The sequence below is a fragment of the Flavobacterium kingsejongi genome (assembly GCF_003076475.1).
In the GTDB taxonomy this organism is placed as follows: Bacteria; Bacteroidota; Bacteroidia; order Flavobacteriales; family Flavobacteriaceae; genus Flavobacterium; species Flavobacterium kingsejongi.
Genome location: NZ_CP020919.1, coordinates 867069 through 891291, shown reverse-complemented (window position 1 = coordinate 891291; position 24223 = coordinate 867069). Strand labels below are relative to the sequence as shown.

Annotated in this window: 26 protein-coding genes; 7 read left to right on the top strand and 19 right to left on the bottom strand. The window is 43.8% G+C overall.

Annotation, left to right across the window (positions count from 1 at the left end; all coding sequences use genetic code 11):
• The 7 genes from FK004_RS19380 to FK004_RS03860 all read right to left on the bottom strand — a co-directional run bounded on the left by FK004_RS19380 (nt 1) and on the right by FK004_RS03860 (nt 5660).
• The gene (locus FK004_RS19380; RefSeq protein ID WP_227871586.1) at nt 1-429 is read right to left on the bottom strand and encodes a hypothetical protein; all 429 of its coding nucleotides are present in this window, start codon (nt 427-429) and stop codon (nt 1-3) included.
• Nucleotides 430-530: 101 nt separating this feature from the next.
• A complete protein-coding gene (locus FK004_RS03885) occupies nt 531-1526 on the bottom strand; it encodes an NAD(P)H-dependent glycerol-3-phosphate dehydrogenase (protein WP_108736075.1) in 996 nt (331 codons plus the stop codon).
• A 320-nt stretch (nt 1527-1846) separates the two neighbouring features.
• Nucleotides 1847-3004: an iron-containing alcohol dehydrogenase gene (locus tag FK004_RS03880; RefSeq protein WP_108736074.1), complete on the bottom strand. Its 1158-nt coding sequence runs from the start codon at nt 3002-3004 to the stop codon at nt 1847-1849.
• A 132-nt stretch (nt 3005-3136) separates the two neighbouring features.
• Entirely contained in the window at nt 3137-3718 is a 582-nt protein-coding gene (gene nadD / locus FK004_RS03875; RefSeq protein ID WP_108736073.1) for a nicotinate (nicotinamide) nucleotide adenylyltransferase, read from the bottom strand.
• Nucleotides 3719-3748: 30 nt separating this feature from the next.
• Nucleotides 3749-4324 carry a guanylate kinase gene (gene gmk, locus FK004_RS03870; protein WP_108736072.1) on the bottom strand — a complete coding sequence of 192 codons (576 nt, stop codon included), beginning with the start codon at nt 4322-4324 and terminating at the stop codon, nt 3749-3751.
• Nucleotides 4325-4371: 47 nt separating this feature from the next.
• Complete coding sequence (locus FK004_RS03865) at nt 4372-5229, bottom strand: YicC/YloC family endoribonuclease (RefSeq protein ID WP_108736071.1); 858 nt, start codon at nt 5227-5229, stop codon at nt 4372-4374.
• An 80-nt stretch (nt 5230-5309) separates the two neighbouring features.
• Nucleotides 5310-5660 carry an arsenate reductase family protein gene (locus FK004_RS03860; protein WP_108736070.1) on the bottom strand — a complete coding sequence of 117 codons (351 nt, stop codon included), beginning with the start codon at nt 5658-5660 and terminating at the stop codon, nt 5310-5312.
• A 72-nt stretch (nt 5661-5732) separates the two neighbouring features.
• Here FK004_RS03860 and FK004_RS03855 point away from each other — a divergent pair, with 72 nt between their 5' ends.
• Nucleotides 5733-6188 carry a DinB family protein gene (locus FK004_RS03855; protein WP_108736069.1) on the top strand — a complete coding sequence of 152 codons (456 nt, stop codon included), beginning with the start codon at nt 5733-5735 and terminating at the stop codon, nt 6186-6188.
• Nucleotides 6189-6191: 3 nt separating this feature from the next.
• On the opposite strand, the gene FK004_RS03850 is transcribed toward FK004_RS03855, so the two are convergent.
• Nucleotides 6192-6935, bottom strand: a complete 744-nt coding sequence (locus FK004_RS03850; protein ID WP_108736068.1) for a DUF3298 and DUF4163 domain-containing protein — start codon at nt 6933-6935, stop codon at nt 6192-6194.
• Between the two features lie 104 nt (nt 6936-7039).
• Here FK004_RS03850 and FK004_RS03845 point away from each other — a divergent pair, with 104 nt between their 5' ends.
• On the top strand, nt 7040-8182 hold the full coding sequence (locus tag FK004_RS03845) for a cystathionine gamma-synthase (RefSeq protein WP_108736067.1): 1143 nt from the start codon (nt 7040-7042) through the stop codon (nt 8180-8182).
• A gap of 68 nt (nt 8183-8250) precedes the next feature.
• Here FK004_RS03845 and FK004_RS03840 read toward each other — a convergent pair whose 3' ends face one another.
• Nucleotides 8251-9033, bottom strand: a complete 783-nt coding sequence (locus tag FK004_RS03840; protein WP_227871666.1) for a THC0290_0291 family protein — start codon at nt 9031-9033, stop codon at nt 8251-8253.
• Between the two features lie 266 nt (nt 9034-9299).
• On the opposite strand from FK004_RS03840, the gene gdhA reads away from it, so the two are divergent.
• The 3 genes from gdhA (at nt 9300) to recO (ending at nt 13839) form a co-directional block, all read left to right on the top strand.
• Nucleotides 9300-10640 (top strand): NADP-specific glutamate dehydrogenase, encoded by a 1341-nt coding sequence (gene gdhA / locus FK004_RS03835; protein WP_108736066.1) that lies wholly within the window; start codon nt 9300-9302, stop codon nt 10638-10640.
• Nucleotides 10641-10787: 147 nt separating this feature from the next.
• Nucleotides 10788-13094: a type IX secretion system anionic LPS delivery protein PorZ gene (gene porZ, locus FK004_RS03830; protein ID WP_108736065.1), complete on the top strand. Its 2307-nt coding sequence runs from the start codon at nt 10788-10790 to the stop codon at nt 13092-13094.
• A gap of 31 nt (nt 13095-13125) precedes the next feature.
• Nucleotides 13126-13839, top strand: a complete 714-nt coding sequence (gene recO, locus FK004_RS03825) for a DNA repair protein RecO (protein WP_108736064.1) — start codon at nt 13126-13128, stop codon at nt 13837-13839.
• On the opposite strand, the gene FK004_RS03820 is transcribed toward recO, so the two are convergent.
• On the bottom strand, nt 13832-14320 hold the full coding sequence (locus FK004_RS03820; RefSeq protein ID WP_108736063.1) for a cupin domain-containing protein: 489 nt from the start codon (nt 14318-14320) through the stop codon (nt 13832-13834). The two genes, recO and FK004_RS03820, sit on opposite strands and share 8 nt — an antisense overlap.
• Before the next feature lie 139 nt (nt 14321-14459).
• Here FK004_RS03820 and FK004_RS03815 point away from each other — a divergent pair, with 139 nt between their 5' ends.
• A complete protein-coding gene (locus FK004_RS03815; RefSeq protein WP_108736062.1) occupies nt 14460-14822 on the top strand; it encodes a winged helix-turn-helix transcriptional regulator in 363 nt (120 codons plus the stop codon).
• On the opposite strand, the gene FK004_RS03810 is transcribed toward FK004_RS03815, so the two are convergent.
• The 7 genes from FK004_RS03810 to FK004_RS03780 all read right to left on the bottom strand — a co-directional run bounded on the left by FK004_RS03810 (nt 14819) and on the right by FK004_RS03780 (nt 20919).
• Nucleotides 14819-15343, bottom strand: coding sequence for a hypothetical protein (locus FK004_RS03810; RefSeq protein ID WP_108736061.1), 525 nt, complete (start codon nt 15341-15343; stop codon nt 14819-14821). The two genes, FK004_RS03815 and FK004_RS03810, sit on opposite strands and share 4 nt — an antisense overlap.
• 18 nt (nt 15344-15361) lie before the next feature.
• Nucleotides 15362-16549 (bottom strand): immunity 26/phosphotriesterase HocA family protein, encoded by a 1188-nt coding sequence (locus tag FK004_RS03805; protein ID WP_157956023.1) that lies wholly within the window; start codon nt 16547-16549, stop codon nt 15362-15364.
• A 19-nt stretch (nt 16550-16568) separates the two neighbouring features.
• Nucleotides 16569-17387 carry a DUF4261 domain-containing protein gene (locus FK004_RS03800; RefSeq protein WP_193844354.1) on the bottom strand — a complete coding sequence of 273 codons (819 nt, stop codon included), beginning with the start codon at nt 17385-17387 and terminating at the stop codon, nt 16569-16571.
• Between the two features lie 120 nt (nt 17388-17507).
• A complete protein-coding gene (locus tag FK004_RS03795) occupies nt 17508-18278 on the bottom strand; it encodes a TonB C-terminal domain-containing protein (protein WP_108736059.1) in 771 nt (256 codons plus the stop codon).
• A 91-nt stretch (nt 18279-18369) separates the two neighbouring features.
• Complete coding sequence (locus tag FK004_RS03790; protein WP_108736058.1) at nt 18370-18741, bottom strand: hypothetical protein; 372 nt, start codon at nt 18739-18741, stop codon at nt 18370-18372.
• A 12-nt stretch (nt 18742-18753) separates the two neighbouring features.
• Entirely contained in the window at nt 18754-19107 is a 354-nt protein-coding gene (locus tag FK004_RS03785; RefSeq protein WP_108736057.1) for a hypothetical protein, read from the bottom strand.
• 12 nt (nt 19108-19119) lie between these two features.
• A complete protein-coding gene (locus FK004_RS03780) occupies nt 19120-20919 on the bottom strand; it encodes a glycoside hydrolase family 15 protein (protein ID WP_108736056.1) in 1800 nt (599 codons plus the stop codon).
• 78 nt (nt 20920-20997) lie between these two features.
• Between FK004_RS03780 and FK004_RS03775 the strand changes: the two genes are divergently transcribed.
• Nucleotides 20998-23202, top strand: a complete 2205-nt coding sequence (locus FK004_RS03775; protein ID WP_108736055.1) for a bifunctional alpha,alpha-trehalose-phosphate synthase (UDP-forming)/trehalose-phosphatase — start codon at nt 20998-21000, stop codon at nt 23200-23202.
• Between the two features lie 25 nt (nt 23203-23227).
• Here FK004_RS03775 and FK004_RS03770 read toward each other — a convergent pair whose 3' ends face one another.
• On the bottom strand, nt 23228-23704 hold the full coding sequence (locus tag FK004_RS03770) for a GNAT family N-acetyltransferase (protein WP_108736054.1): 477 nt from the start codon (nt 23702-23704) through the stop codon (nt 23228-23230).
• Between the two features lie 12 nt (nt 23705-23716).
• Entirely contained in the window at nt 23717-24199 is a 483-nt protein-coding gene (locus FK004_RS03765; RefSeq protein WP_108736053.1) for a DUF4348 domain-containing protein, read from the bottom strand.
• Nucleotides 24200-24223: the final 24 nt, after the last annotated feature.

Genomic DNA, 24223 nt, shown 5'->3' with positions numbered 1-24223 from the left:
CTAAGGTTTGTTTTTGTTCTTCTTTAAATAGGACAATTGTTCGGGTGATGAGTTTTTTCGGATATCGATATTATATTCTTTCTCTGCAATATCAATAAGCATATCAAAAATAATAGCTTTCTTATCCGTAAAATTAACTTGTTGCTCCAGATGAGCTTTCTGTTTTTCAAGAAGCGTAACTTTAGCTTCGAGTTCCATGATTTGCTGTTCAGGTGTTTTAGCCATTTGAGATGGGGTTTGGGTTTCCCAATCAAAGTTACCAAATTTTCTAAGCCAACTAACAACTGTTGAACGTGCTTGCACACCATATTTTTTACAAGCTCCATGTGTAGATAACTCTCCTCGTTCAATCTCATGGACGATTTGCAATTTGAGAGACATACTGTAATCTCGCTGGGTTCGCTTTACATAATTTTTCTCTTTAGACATAATTGAGTTTTTTTTTGTATCGCTATTTCAGGACGGGACATATAGGGTAATAAAAAAGCCCGGAAGTTGTTCCGGGCTTTTTTATTGTTTTTTGAACTGTATTAATCCAGTTTATCGGTCAGTTTCTTAAATACTTTTTTAGGGTCTTTACCTTCATACAGGATGCTGTACACCGCATTTATTATTGGTGTCTTTGCCTGATACTCTTCATTGAGCTTATAAGCGCTTTTAGCGGCATAATAGCCCTCAGCGACCATACTCATCTCCAGCATAGCATATTTTACCGTATAGCCTTTCCCTATCATATTTCCAAACATCCTGTTTCGGGAAAAAATGGAATATCCGGTTACCAGTAAATCGCCCAGATAAGCAGAATCATTAATATTACGCTTCATCTTATGGACCTTACGGATGAACTTCTTCATTTCGCGTATGGCATTGCTCATTAATACGGCCTGGAAATTATCTCCATAACCGAGCCCATGTGCCATACCGGCAGCAATAGCATAAATATTCTTGAGCATTGCAGCATATTCCGTACCGACAATATCATCAGAGATCTTTGTTTTGATGAAATTCCCGGAAAGTTTTGAAGCGACAACCCCTGCTTTTTCTTCATTGGCACAGGCAATCGTCAGGTAGGACAGTTTTTCCAATGCTACTTCTTCAGCGTGGCAGGGTCCTGTGATTACCCCAATATTGTTATAGTCAATGTTATATTTCAGGTGGAAGTGTTCGCCTACAATCAGGCTGGTCTCCGGAACAATACCTTTTATCGCAGAAAAAATTACTTTTCCTTCCAGACTGGCTGTTAATTTTTCCAGTTCCGCATTCAGGAATGCAGAGGGAATAGCAAAAATAAGATAGTCTGCATAGGCAACCGCTTCATTCAGATCAGAAGTCAGTTTTAATTTATTGACGTGGAATTCAACAGAACTCAGGTAGTTTGGATTGTGGTGATACGTTTCTATATGTTCTATAGCAGCAGTGTTTCTCATGTACCAGGCTATTTCCGGCAGATTAACGCTTAACATTTTTGCAATCGCAGTAGCCCAACTTCCGCCCCCTATGACTGCAAATTTCGGATGTTCACTCATTTTGTATATTTCAATTATTATCCAAAAATACTTAAAATACTCAAATTAGAAAGTATTATACGGTATAATTATAGGACACGGTGTTTTAACGTTTAAACGTCAGAGGATTGACTCTTATTTTAATTTTTAACTTAATATTATGATTTACAATAAAATACAATTTAAAATGTACCGTTATTAAATCTATAATTCCATCTGAGAAGCAATTCTTCTTAGGTTTATAAAAAGTTAGTTAAATTTTGTTTTTGGTGTTTTTTAAAAAGGTGCTCCTGAAATTTATTCTGGAGCACCTTTTGTTTGAGGTAGGATCAAAAATGGAATTAGTAGCTCAATTCTACGATTTCTCTTACTTTTTCCAGGGTGATGTTTTGTTTTTCCCCTAAGCCTTTCCATCCTCTTTCGTCAAAACGTTTCACAATGAAATTAGCTGTATCCTGGTAATTGGCTGTATTCTCCGAAAGTTTAGTCTGCATTCCCATCGTGTGGAAAAAGTCAGTCATTTTTTCAATTGCCTGTTTGGCCACGGTTTCAGTGTCGCCCTGCAATCCGAAAATCCTTTCACCAAATTGTGCCAGTTTTTCTTTTTTAGTGGCAAACATCACTTTGTACAGGTTTGGTGCTATGATCGCCAATGTACGGGCATGGTCAATTTCATATAACGCAGTTAGTTCGTGTCCGATCATGTGAGTAGCCCAGTCTGTTGAAACGCCTTTTTGGATCAATCCATTCAACGCCATGGTGCAGCTCCACATGTAATTGGAAGCCAGTGCATAATCAGTCGGATTGTCTACTACTTTTGGGCCCACTTCAATCAGGGTATGGAGAATTCCTTCGGCAATACGGTCCTGCAGATAAGCATCCTGCTTGAAGGTAAGGTATTGTTCCAGTACATGCGTAAAAGCATCAATTACACCATTCTGGATTTGTTTTTTAGGTAGCGATGCAATCACTGTAGGATCACAAATGGAAAATTTAGGAAACAATGCCGAACCACCAAAGGAGAGTTTCTCCTGTGTCTCATTAATGGTAACCACCGCACCGGAGTTCATTTCGCTTCCGGTTGCCGGTAAGGTCAGTACCGTTCCAAAAGGCATCGCATTGGCTTTAATCTGCATTCGTTTGTGAAGGATTTCCATTGGATTGCCGTCAAAATGTACTGCAGCAGCAATAAATTTCACGCCATCAATTACGGAACCACCGCCTACAGCAAGGATGAAATCGAGTTTCTTTTCCTTGATTACTGTGACAGCTTTCATAAGCGTCTCATAACGTGGATTGGGTTCAATACCACCAAATTCAACGATTTCAAAACCGGTAAGGGCCTTGATTACCTGATCGTATATGCCATTTTTAAAAATACTGCCGCCACCATAGGCTAACAGGACTTTTGCATTTTGAGGGACTAATTCTTTTAGTTTGGCGATTTGCCCTTTTCCGAAAACTAAGTTCGTCGGATTATATAATTCGAAGTTTTGCATAAGGTTTTATTTTCATGCAAAGTTATAAAATGCAATACCGAAGTGTGGTAAAGTATTGTTAAGTGTTTGTGCACCTAATGCCTTAGGGAACAGTGTAGATACGGATGCGCGATTGGCCCGAAAGCGGAGTTTTTATTTGGTATACAAGAGGTTATGGTCGATGTACTGCCATACTTTTGGGGGTAATAAAGGCTGTATGTTTTTCTTGTTTTTGATGCTCTCCCGAATAAAAGTAGCCGAAATCTCGATTATCGGTGCTTCAATACGGTGTATTTTGGGATGGTTATCAAATTGGGGGTTCACATGCTCCGGAGATATCCGTGGGTAAATGTACAATTCGTAGTTTTCCAAAATAGTCTCATAATTTTTCCATTTGTGGAATGATTTGAGATTGTCTTCACCCATGATCAGTGAAAACTCGTGCTGCGGAAATTTCTCTTCCAGGTAGGCGAGGGTCGTAACCGTATAATTGGGCTGTGAAAGCTTGAATTCGATATCGGAAGGCTTGATTTTATCAAAATCTTCGGTTGCCAGGAATACCATTTCCAAACGATGGTGGTCATCGAGCAGGGTATTCTTCTTTTTGTGCGGATTATGCGGAGTGACCACCATCCAGACTTCGTCAAGATTTGAAAATTCAACCATGTGATTGGCGATAATCAGATGCCCGACATGAATGGGGTTAAACGTCCCGAAGTATAATCCGATTTTCATAGTGCTGTACTTTAATGAATCAAAATGGTTTTAAATCATTTTTAAATAATCGGATACCAGTTTATAGGCATCGTTTTTGGCAATTTCAAGGTCGTGATTTTTGAGGATCACATCAAACTGGCCAGCAGTTGATATTTCCCTTTCGGCTTTTTCAAGGCGCATTTGTATCTTTTCCTCACTTTCCGTCTGGCGGAAGCGCAGGCGGCGTTCCAGTTCCTCTACGGAAGGTGGGCTGACAAAAATAGCCAGGGTTTCTTTGGGATATTGCTTTTTAATCTTGAGGCCACCTATGACATCAATATCAAAAATGACATGTTTGCCTTCGGCCCAAATACGTTCCAGTTCACTTTTTAGCGTTCCATACCAGTTGTCCGTATAGACTTCTTCGTATTCTACAAAAGCATTTTCGGCAATTTTCTGTTGAAATGCAGCAGCAGAAATAAAATAATAATCTTTTCCATCGATTTCATCGCCTCTTTTCTGGCGGGAAGTAGCCGAAATGGAAAAATCCAGATGCAGTTCTTTTTGCTCAAGGAGGTAGCGTACTATGGTTGTTTTGCCGGATCCTGAAGGGGCAGAGAAGACAATTAATTTACCGTTATTCATGGTGTGGTACTAAGTTGCGAAAAGTGTTTGGCTTTCTGTTTGTATTTTTAGAGAACGTTTAATACTTGTTCTTTAATTTTTTCGAGTTCATCTTTCATTTGCACGACCAGTTTCTGCATTTGGGCATGATTGGATTTAGAGCCCATCGTATTGATCTCACGTCCCATTTCCTGAGTGATGAAACCCAGTTTACGTCCATTGGCTTCTGTTCCGGCTAATGTTTCGATAAAGTAGTTCAGGTGGTTTTCCAGGCGTACTTTTTCTTCTGTGATGTCATATTTTTCGAGGTAAAAAATCAATTCCTGCTCAAAACGGTTTTCATCGACAGTCACTTTCAACTCATCAATAGCCGTTTGCAGCCTTGTCTTTACCGTCTGGATACGTTCGCTGTCTAAGGCAACAGTGTCGTTCATAAGGGTCATGATGTTGGCAATGCGGTGGAGGAATTCTTTTTCCAATGCAGTACCTTCTGAAATCCTGAAATTCTGGATATTTTTTGACGCTTCTTCGATAACCGTCTGGATTTCTTTCCATTCGTTTTCATCTATTTCTTCCCGTTCCACTTTCATAGCATCCGGCATCCGGATGGCCATCTTTAGCAATTCGGTATCATCACCAGGCACTACCTGTCGCAACTGGTTCATGTATCCTTTTACAATGGGAACGTTGATTTTGGAAGAGGTATCTTCGCCGGTAATTTCTATATAAAGGGAAAAATCAACTTTTCCACGCTCTAATCTCTGGGCAATCTGATTGCGTAAGCCGAGTTCCATTTCACGGTAAAGTGATGGGATTCTTACGTTCAAGTCTAAACCTTTACTGTTTAGTGATTTGAGTTCTACAGTAATTTTTTTGGTTTGTAGCTGCAAAGTTGCCTTGCCAAAACCCGTCATGGATTGTATCATATAAAAATGTAATAGCTACAAAGGTAATAAATAGTTTTCAGTAGAAAATTCTGTTTGGGCGGAATATCAGCGTCAAATCATTATTTTAGAACAGAAATCACCTCATTGATGTTTTTTTGGCTGTTGCCAATGTATATTTTGCCGTCAATAATAAAAACCGGGCGGCTCAGGAAGGTGTAATGTTCCAGGATGTATTTTTTATAATCCGCTTCGGTCAGGTTTTTATTTTTGAGATCCATCGATTTGTACAATTGGGCTTTTTTGCTGAAAAGCGCTTCATAGCTTCCGGAAAGTTCGTGCATGGCCTCCAGTTCCGCCTCCGTGATAGGATCCTGCTTGATGTCATGGAATTGAAGCTTGTCGGAATTGGGAAGGGATTTAATGATCTTTCTGCAGGTATCGCAGGAAGCTAAATAGTATATTGTATTCATGGCCTATAATTTTCTGTACAAAGAAATGATTTTTGAAAATGAAAAAAGATAAATTTATAAAAAAATAAAACAATGGACATCACTTTTGATATTACACTGTCAAGCCGAAACAATTTACTGGCAATACTCGATACGCATTCGTTGGAGCAACTGAATGAAATACCAATAGGATTTTCAAACAACCTGATCTGGAATGTCGCTCACGTGATCGTAGTACAGCAGATGCTGTTGTACCATCTTTCCGGACTGCCAATGGTTATTCCCGACGAACTGGTGTCCCGCTACAAACGCGGTACCCGACCCGAAAAGAATTGTACGGTCGAGGAATTGGTGCAGATCAAAGAATTTTTGTTTTCTACGCTGGAACATACCAAAAACGATTTTATGGATGGTGTTTTTGAAAACTACAATGCGTTTACTACCACATCGGGATTTACCGTGAAAAATGTCCATGATGCAGCCCGCTTTAATATCTTTCATGAGGGCGTGCACATGGGGATCATATTGCAGCTGAAAAAAAGGGTCTGATACTTATTTCGTTTTCAGGTAGGGTTGTACTTCATCATAAGAAAGCAGCACTTCTTTAGCGCCGTCGGCATAGGAAGCAACTTCGTAGAGGTTGTAATACAAGAGCAGTCCTTTGTCGGTATAGAAGATGTTTTGCGGGAGATGGAATTTCTCGTCTTCAAACATCAGCCCGGTAGCATTGATCGGACCACTTGGGATTTTATATAACGCACGGAATTTTTGTTCAGCAAAGGCTTTAAAGGCATTCCGGTCTTTAAAAAGTTGGTCGTTCGGAATTAATTTACCCGTTTGGCGATTGAAGATAAGGGAGCGTAATCCGCTGTAGCCATGAGCGCCTCCGGTAAAGGTATAATGCTCGAGTTCAATATTCACGATGCTATCCGATTCATATTTCACGCTGCCTTTTACTTTCGCCTCCCAGCCAAAGGTCTCATCCGGAAATTTTTTCTTCATGTCGTCATAGGAGCCGATAAAGGAATCTACTAATTCATTGTAGTTTTTTGCATTTGAAGGTGTTTCTCCAAAGTAGACAATATTGCGAAGGGTATTGAAGATCGTCTGGTTGATGCTGTCCGATACGATGCCGGCATTTTCAGCTACGGGTATGACCAAAGTGGCGGCAGTACAATTTTCCTTGCACGGAAGCGTAGATTTTTTCTCGTAGGTTGCGGAAGTGAAACTCAGTTCTTCTTTGGCACAGCTTGCGAAAAGGAGGGCAACTACGGCAATTGAAAGTATTTTTTTCATGGCAGGAAAGTTAAATTATGCATAAAGGTAAGACTTTGGGAATTGGTCACACCAAAATTATAGAGTAAATTTGTCGAATAATTCATGAAATTAAAACTATTTATATGAAGTTTAACACGAAAGTTATTCACGGAGGGCAGGAACCAGATCCAAGTACTGGAGCTGTAATGCCACCAGTTTATCAGACCTCGACCTTTATACAGAAAAGCCCTGGCGTACATAGCGGTTATGAGTACAGCCGCGCTGCAAATCCTACAAGAACCGCATTGGAAAATGCCTTAGCGAGTATTGAAAACGGTACCCGTGGCCTTGCTTTTTCATCTGGATTGGCGGCAACGGACTGCGTTTTACGTTCGTTTAAAGCCGGTGATGAAATTATTGCCATGGACGACTTATATGGAGGTACCTATAGAATGTTTACCCGTATCTATAAGGATTCCGGTATAAAATTCCATTTTGTAGACATGAACGATCTGGAGAAATTCAAATCGCTGATCAATGAAAATACCAAATTGGTATGGGTAGAAACCCCAACCAATCCTCTAATGAAACTGGCTGATATTGCTGCAATCGCTGAAATCACCAAAGCGAATAACATTCTTTTTGCAGTCGATAATACTTTTGCAACGCCTTATTTGCAAAAACCATTGGACTTAGGAGCTGATATTGTGATGCATTCGGCAACAAAATACCTGGGTGGACATTCTGATGTTATTGCGGGTGCTTTGATCGTAAAAGATGAAGCATTGGGCGAACAACTGCACTTCCAGCAATTTGCTACCGGAGCCACTTTAGGGCCACAGGATTCCTTTTTGGTGCTTAGAGGGATAAAAACCCTGCATTTGAGAGTACAGCGTCATTGTGAAAATGGTGAAAAAGTTACGGAATACCTGAGCAATCACCCCAAAGTGAAAACGGTATTTTATCCGGGGCTTCCATCACACCCGTTCCATGAAATTGCGAAGAAGCAAATGAAAAACGGATTTGGCGGTATGGTATCTTTCACATTTACTTCCGGTAAAAAAGAAGATGCAATCCGTTTCTTAGAGAAACTGGAAGTTTTTACCCTGGCAGAATCGTTGGGTGGGGTAGAGTCACTGGCCAATCACCCTGCGTTGATGACACATGCTTCTATTCCGGAAGACAAACGTAAAGAAATTGGTATCTCTGATGATTTGGTTCGCCTTAGCGTTGGAGTAGAAGATATTGAAGATTTACTGGAAGACCTGAAACAGGCTTTCGAATAAATTTCCTGAAGCTTAAAAAAGAAGCCCCGATAAATCATCTTTATCGGGGCTTCTTTTTTTGTTATAGTTTATTCCGGCAGATAATAGACGTAGCCTACCGTAAACCAGGCCAGCCAGTCATTGGCTTTATTTTCTTTGTAAATAGCAGGGTCAGGCCGTAATCCATCAATCCAGTCCGAGTTGAAATACTGCAGGCGCAGGTCGGCAATCAGGTCGGAATTGGCATTGATTTTATAACGTGTCCCGATACTGCCCACAATAGATAAGGCATAATCGGAAGTATTGCGGTAGCCATTGCGGTATTTTTCAGGGGTGTTCAGTGGGGTCAGCGGGCCGTTATACGATCGGGCTTCAGTAGTATAATGAGTGGCTTGTGCTCCAAAACTTGCATAAGGTGCAAAGCTCATACTGTTGTAGCCGTAATCTTTAAGGCTAAACGGGAAATAGACTAACTCTACTCCGGCATTGGTTGTTTTGGAACTTCCCCGCATGGCGCGAAGCTGTTGTGCAAAAACAGAAGTCTTGCTTTCTTCTACATATTTTCCAAAATGTTTGAGATCCGTTTTGGTATAGGATAACTCTGCCTTTAATTTAAAGTGGTCTTCAAAATAATTCAGGCGGTAATTGGTCAGGTATTCAAATCCCATAAAATACACCAGTCCTACAGCAATACCTGTATTTCCTTTATTCGTATCAAAATCCCTGCGTTCACCATAATCCGACTGTAAAGCAACAGGTCCTACGACCACACCGATCTCATGGGTAAGGCCGGTTCCTGATTGGGAAAAAGCCGGGGAGAACAGACTCAGTATAAAGGGAATGCAAAAAAGGATCTTTTTCGGGGGTGTCATAAAGGCCTAAATAATTACGGCACAAATATATAAAACATCCCGCGTTAATGCAGCAAAACAAAAAAATAAATAAAAACTCGAATTTGGTTAGAAAAAATGAATTAAATCGGTAATTTATAAATGGTAAACGCATTGAATATACAGATTTCTTATAAAAAAAATAAATCCATTGAGAATACAAAAAAAAATGTCCTAATATTTCAATAAGACGTATATTTGTGACAACAAACGAAAACGTTTTCATAAACGTTAATAATCTCATAATCATGAAAGAAAATATTAAGTCTTTTATTGAAGCAGTTGCTAAAAAAAATACTAATGAGCCTGAATTTATGCAGGCTGTACAGGAGGTAGCAGAAGCCATTCTACCTTTTATAGCAGAAAAAGATATTTATAACGGAAAAAACATCCTTTTGAGAATGACTGAGCCGGAGCGTGTAATTACTTTCCGTGTATGTTGGGTAGATGATAAAGGAGAAATACAAGTAAACAGAGGATTCAGAGTTCAGATGAATTCTGCAATCGGGCCTTACAAAGGTGGACTTCGTTTCCACCCGTCTGTCAACCTGAGCATCATGAAATTCTTAGCTTTCGAGCAAACTTTCAAAAATGCACTGACAACACTTCCAATGGGCGGTGCTAAGGGAGGATCTGATTTTGATCCAAAAGGGAAATCTGATGGTGAGATCATGCGTTTTTGCCATAGCTTCATGAGCGAATTGTACAAATATATAGGGCCAAACACAGACGTTCCAGCTGGAGATATCGGTGTAGGATCCCGTGAGATTGGGTACATGTTCGGAATGTACAAAAAAATTAAAGGAGAATTTACCGGTGTAATTACCGGAAAAGGAATGTCCTGGGGTGGATCATTAATCCGTCCACAAGCTACTGGTTTCGGAGCGGTATATTTCCTACAGGCGATGCTGGCAACTAAAGGATTGGGTATTGAAGGTAAAACCATTGCTGTTTCCGGATTTGGGAACGTAGCGTGGGGAGCTGTAACCAAAGCCAATGAATTGGGTGCTAAAGTAGTAACGCTTTCCGGACCTGATGGTTATATCTATGATGCTGATGGTGTATCTGGTGAAAAAATCGATTATATGTTAGAGCTTAGAGCGTCTAATAATGATACGATTAAACCGTATGCTGATAAATACGGGGTGCCGTTTTTTGAAGGCAAACACCCTTGGCAGCAAAAAGTGGATATTGCGCTTCCATGTGCAACGCAAAATGAGTTGAAACTGGATGGTGCTAAAAGCTTAGTAGCAAATGGTGTTATCTGTGTGGTAGAAGGAGCGAATATGCCTACTACGCCGGATGCATTGGAATACTTCCACCAAAATAAAATTTTATTCTCTCCGGGTAAAGCCTCGAATGCTGGTGGTGTAGCCACTTCAGGTCTTGAGATGTCCCAAAACTCTTTGAGAATAGAATGGTCTGCAGAGGAAGTAGACAGAATCCTGAAAAAAATCATGACCGATATCCACGAATCTTGTGTGAAATATGGTATGCAGGAAGATGGTTATGTAGATTATGTAAAAGGAGCCAACCTTGCCGGATTTGTAAAAGTAGCAGATGCTATGCTGGCACAGGGAATCATATAATTTTCAGCATTTTAATTTGGAAAAGCCTTCGTAAGAAGGCTTTTCTGTTTTTAGAAGGTTTCCTTCTTACAAAATTTAGCACGGCAGATATGAAAAAGCAAATAAAATCGTTTTAGCTATATTTGTACTTTAACTCCGTATCAAAAAATGAAAAAGCATTTTTTTGCCTTTCTGCTCTTCTTCTTCGTGGCCTTGGGCCAGGCACAGATCAACCAGTCCTGGGGAAGTTATTTCTCCTACAATCACATTACGGATCTGGCGGAATCGGAAAGCCGGTTATATGCCGCAGGCTCCAATGCCGTTTTCTCTAAAAATATCCTTTCGCAGGAGCTTAAAACCATCACTTCGGTCGATGGGCTGAAAGCACAAAATATAACAGCACTCTACCATAGCAATACCTTCAAGAAAACATTGGTGGGGAATGAAAATGGATTATTGTTAGTCATCAACGATGCGACGAATGCCGTACTGACCAAAGTGGACATCCTAACCCAGATCCCGGTAGCCCCAAACGTAAAAAAGATCAATCATTTCTTAGAGCATGAAGGGAAAGTATACATTTCCTGTGATTTCGGGATTGTAGTCATCGACCTGGCGACACTCGAATTTGGCGACACCTACTATATTGGCCCTGCCGGGCAGGAAGTCCGGGTTTTTGAGACCTGTGTCCTCAACAATACGATTTACGCTGCGACCCAGAATAATGGAATACGAAGTGCCAGCTTATCCAATCCGAACCTGAATGATTTTAGCCAGTGGTCCCAATTCAATACCGGTAGCTGGATCCACATGACCACTTTTAACAATCAGATTGTCGCGACCGACGCCAATAATACCCAGTTCCGTTTCAATGGAGCCACCCCTCAGCAATTTGCCTCTTTTCCCGATCCTGTTGTAGATGTCCGGGGCAGGGAAGAATACCTGGTGGTGACCACCCGAAAAGCAGTGACCGTGTATAGTGCGACATTTGCAGTAGTAGCGAGCTTTACAGCTACGCAGGTATCGTCCACCGAAACCATTGTTTTTACTTCCGGTACCCTTATTAATAATACAATTTATGTTGGTACGGATGATCATGGCGTGTTTTCCTGTGGTATCAGCAATACGTTCCAGTTTGATAATTTTTATCCCGGTGGGCCTTTACGGAATAATGTATTTCGGATCAAGGCAGTCTCCAATCTGTTGTGGTGTGTTTTTGGGGACTATAACGGAACCTATAATCCGTATCCGCTGGATGCCTACGGGATCAGTAAGTTTACCACCAATATCGGCTGGACCCATATTCCCTATAGCGAATTATCGGGAGCCAAATCACTGGTTTATGTAACCCCACATCCCACCAATACCAAAGTGGCTTATGTGAGTTCCTATTTTACCGGTTTACTCCAATTGGAAAATGATGTATTGGCCGAGACCTATACGCCTCAGAATACTTCAACAAACGGAAGCGGATTGCAACAGGCTACTGGAGGAGCGCCTAACGAATCCCGTGTGAATGGAAGTGCTTTCGACCGTAATGGCAATCTTTGGATGACGAATTCATTAGCCGAAAAAGGATTGGTAGTTATGCGTCCCGGAAACCAGTGGCAGGCCTATTCGATGGCGCCGGTGATGAATGTGGCCAACACCAATAGTTATTCCAAATTACTGATTGACAAGAATAGTACCAAATGGCTGGCTTCCAATTATGGAGGGGTCATCGGGTTCAATGAAAATTACGATAATAAAATACTAAAGATATCAGAAGGATCGGATGAGGGAAACCTGCCGGTGATCGATGTAAGGGCTATCGCAATAGACAGAAGGAACCAACTCTGGATCGGTACTTCTCAGGGCTTGCGCATTTTACCCAGCGTGGATAATTTCCTGACAGAAACACAACTTACGACCAACCCTATTATTATTTTGGAAGAAGACCTGGCGCAGGAGCTGTTTTTCAATCAGTTTATCACCGATATCGAAGTGGATGGTTCCAATAATAAGTGGGTGGGAACTGCTGGTGCTGGTGCTTTTTTGGTTTCACCAAATGGGCAGGAGACCAAGTACCACTTTACGAAAGATAACTCTCCTTTACCGGGCAATACCATCAATGATATCGATATCAATCCACTCACCGGAGAAGTGTTTTTTGCCACCGATGGTGGAATGGTTTCGTTTAAAGGGGTGGCTACCGCACCCACCGATAACCTGAACAATGTGATTGTGTTCCCGAACCCGGTACGTCCGGAATACCAGGGAACTGTAAAAATCAGTGGCCTGATGACGAACTGTAATGTGAAAATTACCGATATCGAAGGCAACCTGGTACACGAGGAAGTTTCCAAAGGGGGGACGATCGAATGGAATACTACCGCTTTTGGGAAATACCGGGTCGCTTCCGGGGTGTATATGATTTTTATATCCGATAATGATGGAACAGAAACCAAAGTTAAAAAGGTCATGATCATCCGATAACCGGGCTACGGCCTATTGAATACCGCTGCACATGTTGGTGACCACCAAAGCTATAGTACTATCGGCATTGAAGTTCAAGGAAAAAAGCCTGATCGTCAAATGTTTTACCCAATCGGATGGCCTGAAAAGCTATTTCGTCCAGAATGCCTTTTCCGGTAAGAACAACAAACAAAAGATTGCCTATTTCCAGCCGCTGATGATTCTGGAAATCGAGGCGAACCATAAAAACAAGGGAACATTGGAAAGTTTTCGCGAAGTCCGGGTCAGTATCCCGTACCAGACGATTCCTACGAATATACTCAAGAGTACCATTGTGCTTTTCCTTTCCGAAGTATTACACCACAGCATCCATGAAGAAGAAAAAAACGAAAGCCTTTTTGACTTTATCGAGACGGCTCTGGTCTGGCTGGATACCCATGAGGAAATGGCCGATTTCCACCTCATCGTACTGCTTCAAATCACGAAATACCTTGGGTTTTACCCGGACACTTCCGATTCTGATTTTCCTTACTTTGAAATCAACGAAGGCATTTTTACCCCATTCCACGGCATCAGCTGCCTGACAGAACATGAAACACAACTCCTTAAAAAGCTGCTTGGGCTGCGTCTGGGCGATGCACCGAAAAGCTTCCATGTCATCGAGCGGCAATTGCTGCTCAGGATCCTGGTGAATTATTATGAGGCACACCTCAGCGGATTCCGAAAGCCGAAATCGCTCGAGGTCCTCAGGGAAGTGTTTATGTAAGGGGCAATGCAGCGTCCAGGACAATGGCAATCTGTATACAGGGCTGTTCCGATCGGTTGCTCCAAGCATGATTGGTACCGCGTTGTACTACGAGGTCACCGGCGCGTAGTAGTGTTTCTCCTTCTTCCATAATCAGGTAAATTTCTCCCGATAGAATAATGATATAATCCAGGGTGGCTGTCTCGTGCATAAGCGGGTGCGGTTGCCCAGGTGCTGCCGTAAGCCCCAATTCCTTATCCGGCGGAATGATGACGTGGCGAAAGAGCGAACCCATGTGCGGAAGTTGCGGCATGGGATAATTGGGCATCTGATGGGTATCAGAGAGTACAACCGGCATAGTGTCTGTCGTCCAGAGGTCGGAGATGAAAAGACCGGGAAAATGTTCGACGACATTAGAGGTGTCGGCATCTTCCACAATAACCGATTTACCATTCTGTTTTCCGGTGATAATACGGCGGGGAATCTTGTTGCGGTCTGGCATTTTTTCTATTTTTGGGCAAAGTTCGCCAAACCCACCCGGAACTCGGCTATGGGTTACCTTGGGGTTACCCGCAGATGCATCCTGACTCCACAATTTCAAGGCAAATGCTTTACCTTTACCACTCTAAACGACTACAGTGATGGCAAACGATATGACAGGAAAACCAGTTTGCAGGCAGGAACGGATGGCCCTCCGCGATAGCCTGGAATTATTAGGCGGGAAGTGGAAACTATTGATTATCAATTACCTCTCCAGGCGTCCTTCAGAAGCCAATAACTTTAAGAAAATACAACTCGAGATGGATGGCATTTCTGCCAAGATGCTTTCGAAGGAACTAAAGGAGCTCGAGCAAAATCTTTTAGTGACCCGCGAGGTACATGCTACAAAACCTGTGACGGTTACGTATGCGCTAACCGAATATGGGTTCTCTACCGTACCGATAACTGCTCTACTGATACAATGGGGTGCCGGACACCGGGAAAAGATTAAATCGGAGCTTTAATAGCGTGCGATGTATTCCTGGTAGTCACTTTCCAGGATATTAATTTCAGCAATCAGGAAATCGTAGAAATTACCATCAAATACGGTGGTTTCCGAATCATAGATACCGTCCTCGATCAGAATAGCCTGTTGGTGTGCATAAGCCCGGTAAAGGTTTCCACTTTTCTTGAAGATGAGTTGCCCGGAGATCCCTTCTTTCGATTTTGGAGCAGCATACTGCATCCATTCGATAGCATCGGTTCCGGAAGAGAGTCCATAGATAAAAAAACCATAACCAAATTCCCAGTTGGGTACCACATCGCCTTCATTTGGTCGGGGCCAGATCGGTGCTACCACTTCTAATATTGCAGTGCCGTAGGTGAGCAGGAATTCTTTGATGTCGTCAGAAAAGGCAAGGCTGTTTTCCGTTTCATACTGTTGAATTTGCGCAGTTGTTGCAGGTGCTTTTTTATCCGAATACCACAAGAAGTCATCATTGAGTTTTGAAATCCGGTTTTGAAAATCGTGTAAGGTCGTTGCCATTGGTAGGTGCGTTAATTCTTAATTTAAATGCTTTGTCATTTCGAGTAGTGCTTTGCGATCGGGATAGCCAAAAGCATGGCAAAAATCATCATAGGTAATCGTAGGGGAAACCCCCATAGCTGCAAATACACCTGCCATCAGTTCGGTGTTCTCAGGATGTTGCAGGTCCCAGTATTCATCATAAACAGAAGCCCCTGCACGCAGTTTTTCCAAAACCCGTATTTCAGCGGCACTGTTTACGCCATTATTTTCCAGCGTAGGTGCCGGAGGGGATTGGGGCTGGAAATTGATGTTTTCGATGTAACAGATTCCCCATCCAAAGTTGACAGTCCCTTTACGGGCAAAAAGATGCATTGGGAAGTTCAGTGCTTCCGGGGCTAAAGGAAGATGTCCGATGATAGGATATTCACCCCGCATCAGGCGGTTATCCATCATGTGAAAAGCAGGAATAGTCCTGGTTTGGGAAAGCGCAAAAAGATCCGGATCGAGTGTGCCGGAATCCGAATCATAGAGGGTAACCAGTTGCACTATGGTCATCAGGCTGTTCCATTGGTGTAATTGGGGCAATAGTCCTTTTTGTTTTCGGAGTGCAGCAATATTCAGCAAATGCCTTCCAAAGGTATAGTGTACTGGATTTCCATACAGGTCATAGCGTACAGGAACGGCAAAAAAATCACCACTCTTAAACCGTACTGGTTTTGTTTTTATATCCGGAAGGTTTTGTAGCAGGGCTACTGTGGGAAGATGCGATTCCGGAAGTGTAGCAATGAACCGGTCCAGTGCCATCCCAAATGCTTCGAGTGTCATACTTTCCTGTAGGCCGGGAGCATTATGGGTAAAGTCGAGTTCACGTTTGCCTATCGTACTGTAGATCGTAAATGGTTTTTCATTTTCCAATGTGGAGATCGTGACTCGCAGGCAGGCGACTCTGGGACTGTAATCGAATATCGTATTGGCTGTAATGGTTTTCGCTTTGCCTTTTCCGGTCTTGGAGAGTATTTGGGTTCGGGTCGCCGTTTGGATATCCAGGTCGATTTCGGTGTACAGTTCCGTTAGGTCCTGTACACTGATAATCGCTTTCCGGATCGTGTCCTGTTCGAAAAAACACACCAGTCCTTTTGGGAATACTATCCGATCCCAGTGGGTGGCAACAGGGCGTAACCCCAAATGCAACCGCTGGTGGTTGGTCAGTTCAAAATGGGACATTGTTTTTTGGTTTTTTGGATTAATTGTATTCAATTTTCAGGGTTTCACCATCGAGGAATGCCCCTTTGGAAGCCGTGATTTTGATTTTCTCTTCCTCGCTGAAACCGATCGTTTCGCCGTGGCGCAAGGTCACATCGTAATCAATGATATAGAGGGCAATCATGGTGATAAAATCATACAGTTCCCCGATATTCTTATCAGAATGAACCACTTCAATCTCCTGTTTGCCAAACCCACTCAGTCCGTAGGTATACGCACTACAGGTAGTACCATCATTTACCAGTCCGATGTACACCCATAATGCTAATGGGCTTTGATCCTCTTCTCTCAGGAAATCGGCATACTCTAAGTACAATGCTTTCGGCAATAGCAATGTCTGTTCTCCCTGATAGATCCCGATAGCGTTGGAGGTTTCCAGTATCGAAGCCAATAACATCGTAAATAATTTATAGCGTTCTATAGTAGGCGCATTGCCCGAAAGCAGGGTCACTATAGCATGGGAGGTATGGTCTTTACAATCTGTTGCTGCCGTTTCCCAGAGGTAAGCATACTCGGCAGTCGATTGGATTTCTTCGGCAGGCACCGGCACCGGCATTTTGGCCATAGCGACCATTTCGCCATCCAGGGTAAAGGTAACCGCATCTTCGTCTGCGCCTTCAAGCCCCTCAATATCCGACACTTCAAGTCCCCAATAGTTTTGGAGTTGGTCAATTACAGCACGGACATTATAGGAATCAGTACCATTGTATAATGGCATGGCCAGCAAGAGGTTGGTTTCCTGTTGTGTGGTTTCTTCCTGTTCTTCTTTTTTGGGTTTTAAAAAATCAAATACACTCATTTTAATTGGGGTTAAGGTTATAGATAGGGTAGTATTTAAAGTATTCGGTGAGACTGTTTAGTAGGGCTTCGACCGCAGGTAGTCACTTTTGCGGGTTAACGGCTTTGGTCTTACTGCAGCTTATTCTTCGAATTTAAAGGTAAAGGGAATCACTTTGGAATCCTGTACGGCGACAGTGCCTCTGTAGGCCGGTTTCCATTTTGGGGCACTCAGGATCACACGCATGATCTCGATCTGAAATTCAGGATTGAGGCAGTTACGGATGTCAATATCGGTAGGAACACCCTTGGTGTCAATAGTAAACCGGATGATGATCTTCTGGTTGTTGAAACCCGATTCCTGGAGCGCTTCGCTGAGGTGGTCATTTACAAACAGCTGATCGCTAAAATAGCTGATGAAATTCCCGCCGCTAAATTCGGCAGCTGTAAATTTTCCGGCATTGGTATCCCCGGAGGAGGGTTGTGATACACTAATGGTAGGTTCTGCTGTTGCGGATTTGGCATTTTCAGCCACTTGTGCTGTATAATAAGCTGTAGCAGCATCATAGTTTAATGTAGCCACCGGTTTGCCATTTTCATAGCGTGTCCATTGGCCCGAAGGCAGCGCATTGGTATAATATTGTTTGGCACTTACTGTACCTTCTTCATAATACACATACGAATCCATCTTGGTCATTGTATTATGGGTTTCGGTACTGAGCTTCCGATTGCTTCTGGCATCAAAATATTCGACGGTATAGGCCGTATCAGACAATGTAGTGGTCACTGTTTTATAGGTTGCATTCGCCTCCGGTACAGTTGCACCTTCATCATCAGTGTAGGTGGTGCCTGCTTTTTGGGCAAAAGAAAGGCTACATAAAAAGAGGCATACAAAGAGGGGTAGGCGGTGCATAGGTTTACATTTGGATTTTAAAAATACGGGTCTTTATCGTGCCGGCATACCATTTTTAGATATTTTTAAGAAAATGGATGGAACCAAATCCTTAAGCACCAAGGTAACTGTAGCGTAACATCCAGGCAGCCTCCAGGTGATGCAGTTTCAGGTGGAGGATTGCATCGCTGGGCTTTCCGTGGTTCCAAAGCACACATTCCACGCCCCAGGTTTCCGGTTCCTGCATTGGGAAAAGTGCGATATAAGGCCTGTCGCGGCTGCTGTTGTCAAAAGCCTGCGCTATCGGGGCAATTCCCAATTGTCTTTCCGGTCCGTAAAAATGATCCAGCTCTTCCTGTAATTCTTTCCATACCGCATCGGTGAGGTTGAATTTTGTATATAATAGAGTAGTTGCATTTGTATGTATCGCAATAACCAGGTCCCGGATCAGGGTATAGGCGGTAGGCTGAAAATCGGTTATCATTATAAAACGTGTTTAGGGGCACCAGGTTTGTACATTTTTGGGGTCAAAGTCCATGCAGTCGGCAGTTTTGCTTTTGGCAATGGCAACATAGGCCGTATTTTTCCCCGTAGCCGCCTGGCTGTAATAGTAATTGCTGTCTTCGCCATACAGCCACCAATCCCCGTTTCCGGGATTCATGGTAGTGGCATGAAAGGCGAAGATGGAACTTTCTTTGGGGATAGTATACCCATTTTTGGTGAGCAGTCCCCAGCTGTTTTGGAGGAGGTGCGTTTCCAGGCAAATCCAGGACACCAGGACCGAAGCCCCAATGCTGAACAGCACCCCTCTGGATACCGGAGGTGTGCGTCGTGATGGTCGTGTTCTCATCGTGTTTTTTATTTAGCGCATGGCATCCATGACCTTTTCTTCTTCGGTGGTGGTGGACAGGTTAATAGCAGTTTCGATCAGGGCGAGGTGGGAATAGGCTTGTGGGAAATTCCCCAACAGGCGTTTGGTCTTGAAGTCGATGTCTTCGCTAAACAATCCCAGGTGGTTGCTATAGGAGAGCAGGCGTTCAAAAAGACGTTCCGCTTTTTCGCGTTCCCCGATTTTGTAAAGGCTGTTGATGAACCAAAAGGTACAGATGGTAAAGGAGGACGAGGGCAATCCAAAATCATCTTTGTTTTTGTAGCGGTACAACAGGCCATCATTGCTGAGTTCCCGTTCGATGGCTTTGACCGTACTGATGTACTTCGGATCCCTGGCGGCAATAAAACCATAGGGCTCCATCAGCAGTACCGAAGCATCGAGATCTGCCGATCCGTAGGATTGGGTAAAGGCCTGTACTTCCTCATTCCAGGCATGGGCATAGATATCGTTCCTGATCTCCTTTTCCAGTTCCTCCCATTTGGCCGCTTTGGAATCTTTGCCCAATATGCGGGCGACTTTAATGGCTTTGTCAATGGCTACCCAGCACAGGACTTTCGAAAAGGTAAAATGCCGCTCTTCGGTCCGGAACTCCCAGATTCCTTTGTCCGGTTCCGTCCAGTGTTTGCTCACCACCCATACAATACCTTTGGTGATGTTCCAGAGCTCTTCCCCATTTTCGATATCGGTACTAAAGTGGACAAATTGCTGGTGGATCACATCCATCAGGATCCCATAAATATCATTCTGCCGCTGTTCGAAAGCTGCGTTTCCAATCCGTACCGGTTTTGATCCCTGGTAGCCACTCAGGTGGTCTAAGAATTCCTCGGTCAGTTTCTTTTCCTTATTGATCCCATACATGATCTGTAGTTTTTCATCTTTGTCCGGAATCAGGTCTATGATAAAATCCATATAGTTTTTGGCCATTTTCTTGTGGCCCAGTTCCGAGATCACTTTGATCACCATCGAGGCATCGCGAATCCAGCAGAAACGGTAATCCCAGTTGCGTACTTCACCGATGGTTTCCGGTAGTGACGTGGTCGCCGCAGCCAGTACGGCTCCTGTTTTTTCGTAGTTGAGTAATTTCAGGGTAATCGCACTACGGGCAATTTCGCGGTTGTATTTTTTATAGCAGGGCGTTTTCTCGTTCCATTCCAGCCAGTACATTTTGGTACGCTCCAGTTCCAGGCTGATTTTATGGAGGGTCGGATTGAATATTTTTTCATTATAACCCAGTACAAAGTAGCCGTCGGCTTCCAGTGTGATCTCTTCGCCTGCAACAATGCTGTTGTGGTCAAAATTGCTGTACAGGAAAAGGCTGTCAAACTTTTTGGTATGGGTCAGGCTGATGATAAAGTCCTCTTTGACATGGGTGATGGTTTCGCCCAAAGCATATTCTAATTTGGGGTTGTACCCGACCCGGAATTTTGGTTTCCCGGATTTTGGGCGCAGGTACCGGATGATCTCCGGTGGGGTATAACTCGCACCATTGGTTTTTTTATAGCGGGGCATAAAGTCCAGTACTTCAAAGGAGTCTGTGCCATTGTGAAATGTAGTAATCAGGATACTGGTGTTTTCCAGGTAGGTTTGTGTGGTGGTATAATCGGGGGTAGTGAGGAGGTCAAAGCTCCCGCCTTTTTCATCGTCCAGCAGTCGGGCAAATACCGAGGAGGAGTCAAATTCAGGTAGGCAGCACCATACGATCGAACCGGTTTTTGATACTAAAGCGGCACTTCTGCAATTCCCAATTATCCCATAATCTAAGTTGTCCATTTTGTAGTTTTTAACAGGTTAAGACCTAAGTTTTCCCTAAATTTACGAAAAGCACACTTGTTAACCAAAACGGATGATATGAAAAAGACGATAATTGTTTCGAACAGACTACCCCTTGATGTAAAAGTAAAAAAGAATGAATTGGAGATACATCCCAGTGTAGGCGGGCTGGCAACCGGATTAAAATCGGTTCATGCAGAAGGAAACAGTTTATGGATCGGATGGTCCGGATTGAAAGAAGAGGAACTTACCCCGGCCTTATCGGCCAAAGCCCACGAAGCGATTACCCGGGAGCGCTGTATCCCGGTTCTCTTAACGGGAGCCGAAGTGGAAGATTTTTATTTTGGGTTCAGCAATAAAGGGTTGTGGCCGTTGTTCCATTACTTTATGGAATATGCCGAATTTGAATTGGGCCAATGGAAATCCTACCAGGCGGTCAACCAGAAATTTGCCGATGCGGTGCTGGAACACCTGGAAGATGGGGATAATGTATGGGTACACGATTACCAGCTGTTACTGGTGCCCCAAATGATCCGGGACAAAAAGCCCGGGGTTACGATAGGGTTCTTCCTGCACATCCCTTTCCCTTCCTATGAGATCCTGCGCACGTTCCCCTGGCGGGAAGAAGTATTACAGGGCATGCTGGGATCGGACCTCATTGGTTTCCATACCTACGACTATGAGCGGCATTTCCTGAGTTCGGTAAAACGCATCCTGAACTATGAAGTAAAATTCAACGAGATCACCTGCCAGAACCGTATGGTCAAAGTGGATTCTTTTCCGATGGGGATTGATTATGATAAATTTTACCAGACGGCAGTGCAGCAGGAGGCACAACGGCAACTGGAAGAGCAGCCCCTCGCGGTTCCCGATGGTACGCCGGCTCTGGATGAGGTGCAAACTATTGTTTCCATCGACCGGATGGATTATACAAAAGGCATCCCAAACCGGATTCGGGCCTTTGAATACTTCCTGAACAAATACCCTCAATTTAAAGAAAAAGTACAACTGATTATGCTCGCCGTGCCTTCCCGGTCCAATGTGCCGCAGTACCAAAAGCTAAAACGGGAAACCGATGAACTGGTGGGCCGTATCAACGGGCAATTCTCGACGATCAACTGGACCCCCATCGGGTACTTTTACCGTTCCATGCCGTTTGAGGGACTGATCACGCTGTATGCTACGGCACCGGTCGCACTGATCAACCCTATCCGGGACGGGATGAATCTGGTCGCCAAGGAATATGTGGCAACCCGGATCCACCAGGATGGTGTGCTGATATTGAGTGAAATGGCAGGAGCAGCCAAAGAGCTGACTGAAGCCCTGCTGATCAACCCCAATAATTTTGAACAGATCGCCGATACCATCAAGTATGCCCTCGAAATGCCGATCGAAGAACAGCGTTCGCGTATGGGCATCTTACAGAAAAGGCTACAACCCAACACGGTAGAGAAATGGGCAGCCGATTTTATCTCCGCATTAGAAGAAACCAAGAACATACTGCCGGTATTTACTTCCCGGAAATGGGATGACAGCCATCAGGAAGCGATGTTTACCAATTATAAAAAAGCCGGCAAGCGCTTGTTGCTCCTGGATTATGACGGCACACTGGTCGGGTTTAAAAACCACCCGATGGATGCCATACCTGATCCCGCATTGTTTGCGCTCTTAGATCGTATTAGTGCCGATGGCCGTACCGAAATTGCCATTGTCAGCGGTCGGGATAAGGCTACGATCGAACAATGGTTTGGGGATAAAAACTATTCCCTCATTACCGATCACGGGGTTTGGCTGCGCCGCAAAGGCAAAGAGTGGAAACCCTTAGAACGGCTGAATACCAGTTGGAAGGACAACATCCGCCCGATATTGGAAACCTATGTCAACCGGACACCGGGCTCTTTTGTCGAAGAAAAGAATTATTCATTGGCGTGGCATTACCGCAAGTCCGATCCGGAACTCGCCCAAATGCGGGTACAGGAACTTACTGCTGTACTCACAAGCCTGATTTCCAACAATGGACTTTCGGTACTGGAAGGGAATAAGGTATTGGAAATTAAAAGCAGCAGTGTCAATAAAGGCCGGGCTTCTTCCCGATTATTAGCCGGGGCGCAGTACGACTATATTTTTGCCATGGGCGACGACTGGACCGACGAGTATATGTTTGAAGAATTACCACCCAGTGCCTACACCGTTAAAGTAGGCTTCCAGAAAACGAGTGCCAAATACTTTGTACAGGATACCGTTGAGGTGCGCGCATTATTGGAACGCTTTGCCGAAGCTTAATCAATAGGGATTATTTTTTACCGGGTTACACTTTGGCAGTGGCCTCCCAGGTAATTTTTAGTGCAGAAAGCTGTGGTGTTTCGAGTCGTAGCTCCGGGCAGGCCACAAATCCTTCTTTGCGGTAAAATTCCAATGGTGACCGATAGGACGTACCATCGGACTTTCGGTCGTTGTCATGATCGATCACCCATCCGTTCAGTACGCGATGACGGGCTTTGATCCGGTTCAGGAGTATTCTTCCGTGGCCTTGTTTCTGGATCGTGTGGTTCAGGATGATGGCAAACCAGGTCCCGGACTCCCGCAGGAAAGTGACTGCCCATCCCAATATTTTACCCGATTCTTCTTCGATGAGGTGATGTTCTGCTTGTGCTAATCCGTTGAGGTAAGCCTCCAGTCCCGAAATAGTAGCATACCGGAGTTTTTCCGGGTATTCCGTATTCCAGAGTTGCAAGAGGTGTTCTTTTTGTGCCGGACTCAGGGATGTAGTGGTACTCAGGCGCATCGGTATGAGGAGTTAAAGGGACATGTCATTCCAGGTTTTCAGGCGCCATTTGCCAGCGTGGCGCACAAATATAAAATCGGTATAAAAGTCGGTTTCCACACCGCGTATTTCTACTACTGCGGTATCCCCGTTGATTTTGATATTCTGTGTGATGGTCTTATCGGCTACTGCCGGATTGTGGGCAAAATCCATAATGTGGTAGTCCTTTTGGGCAATGCTCACAGAAGCCAGTTCCGGCTCTTCCGGACCGTCGCCTAATTGTTTTATGGTAAGGGGAAAGGTAACCCGGCTCAGCTGGAATACCGAATCGGTACTGAAATGGTCCAGGAAAGTCGTAAAGTCTTCACTGGCGGTTAGCGCAACTTCGGGATCGATGTCACGGATGCTGTCTATAACCGTAATTGCTGTTTGCGGGCTTCCCGATGGATCTTTTTTGTCGGTACAGGCTATGGCACTAAGGGCGATGAGGAGTACAAAGCTATTTTTTAGGAACATGGTATTGTATAATTTGAATGGATT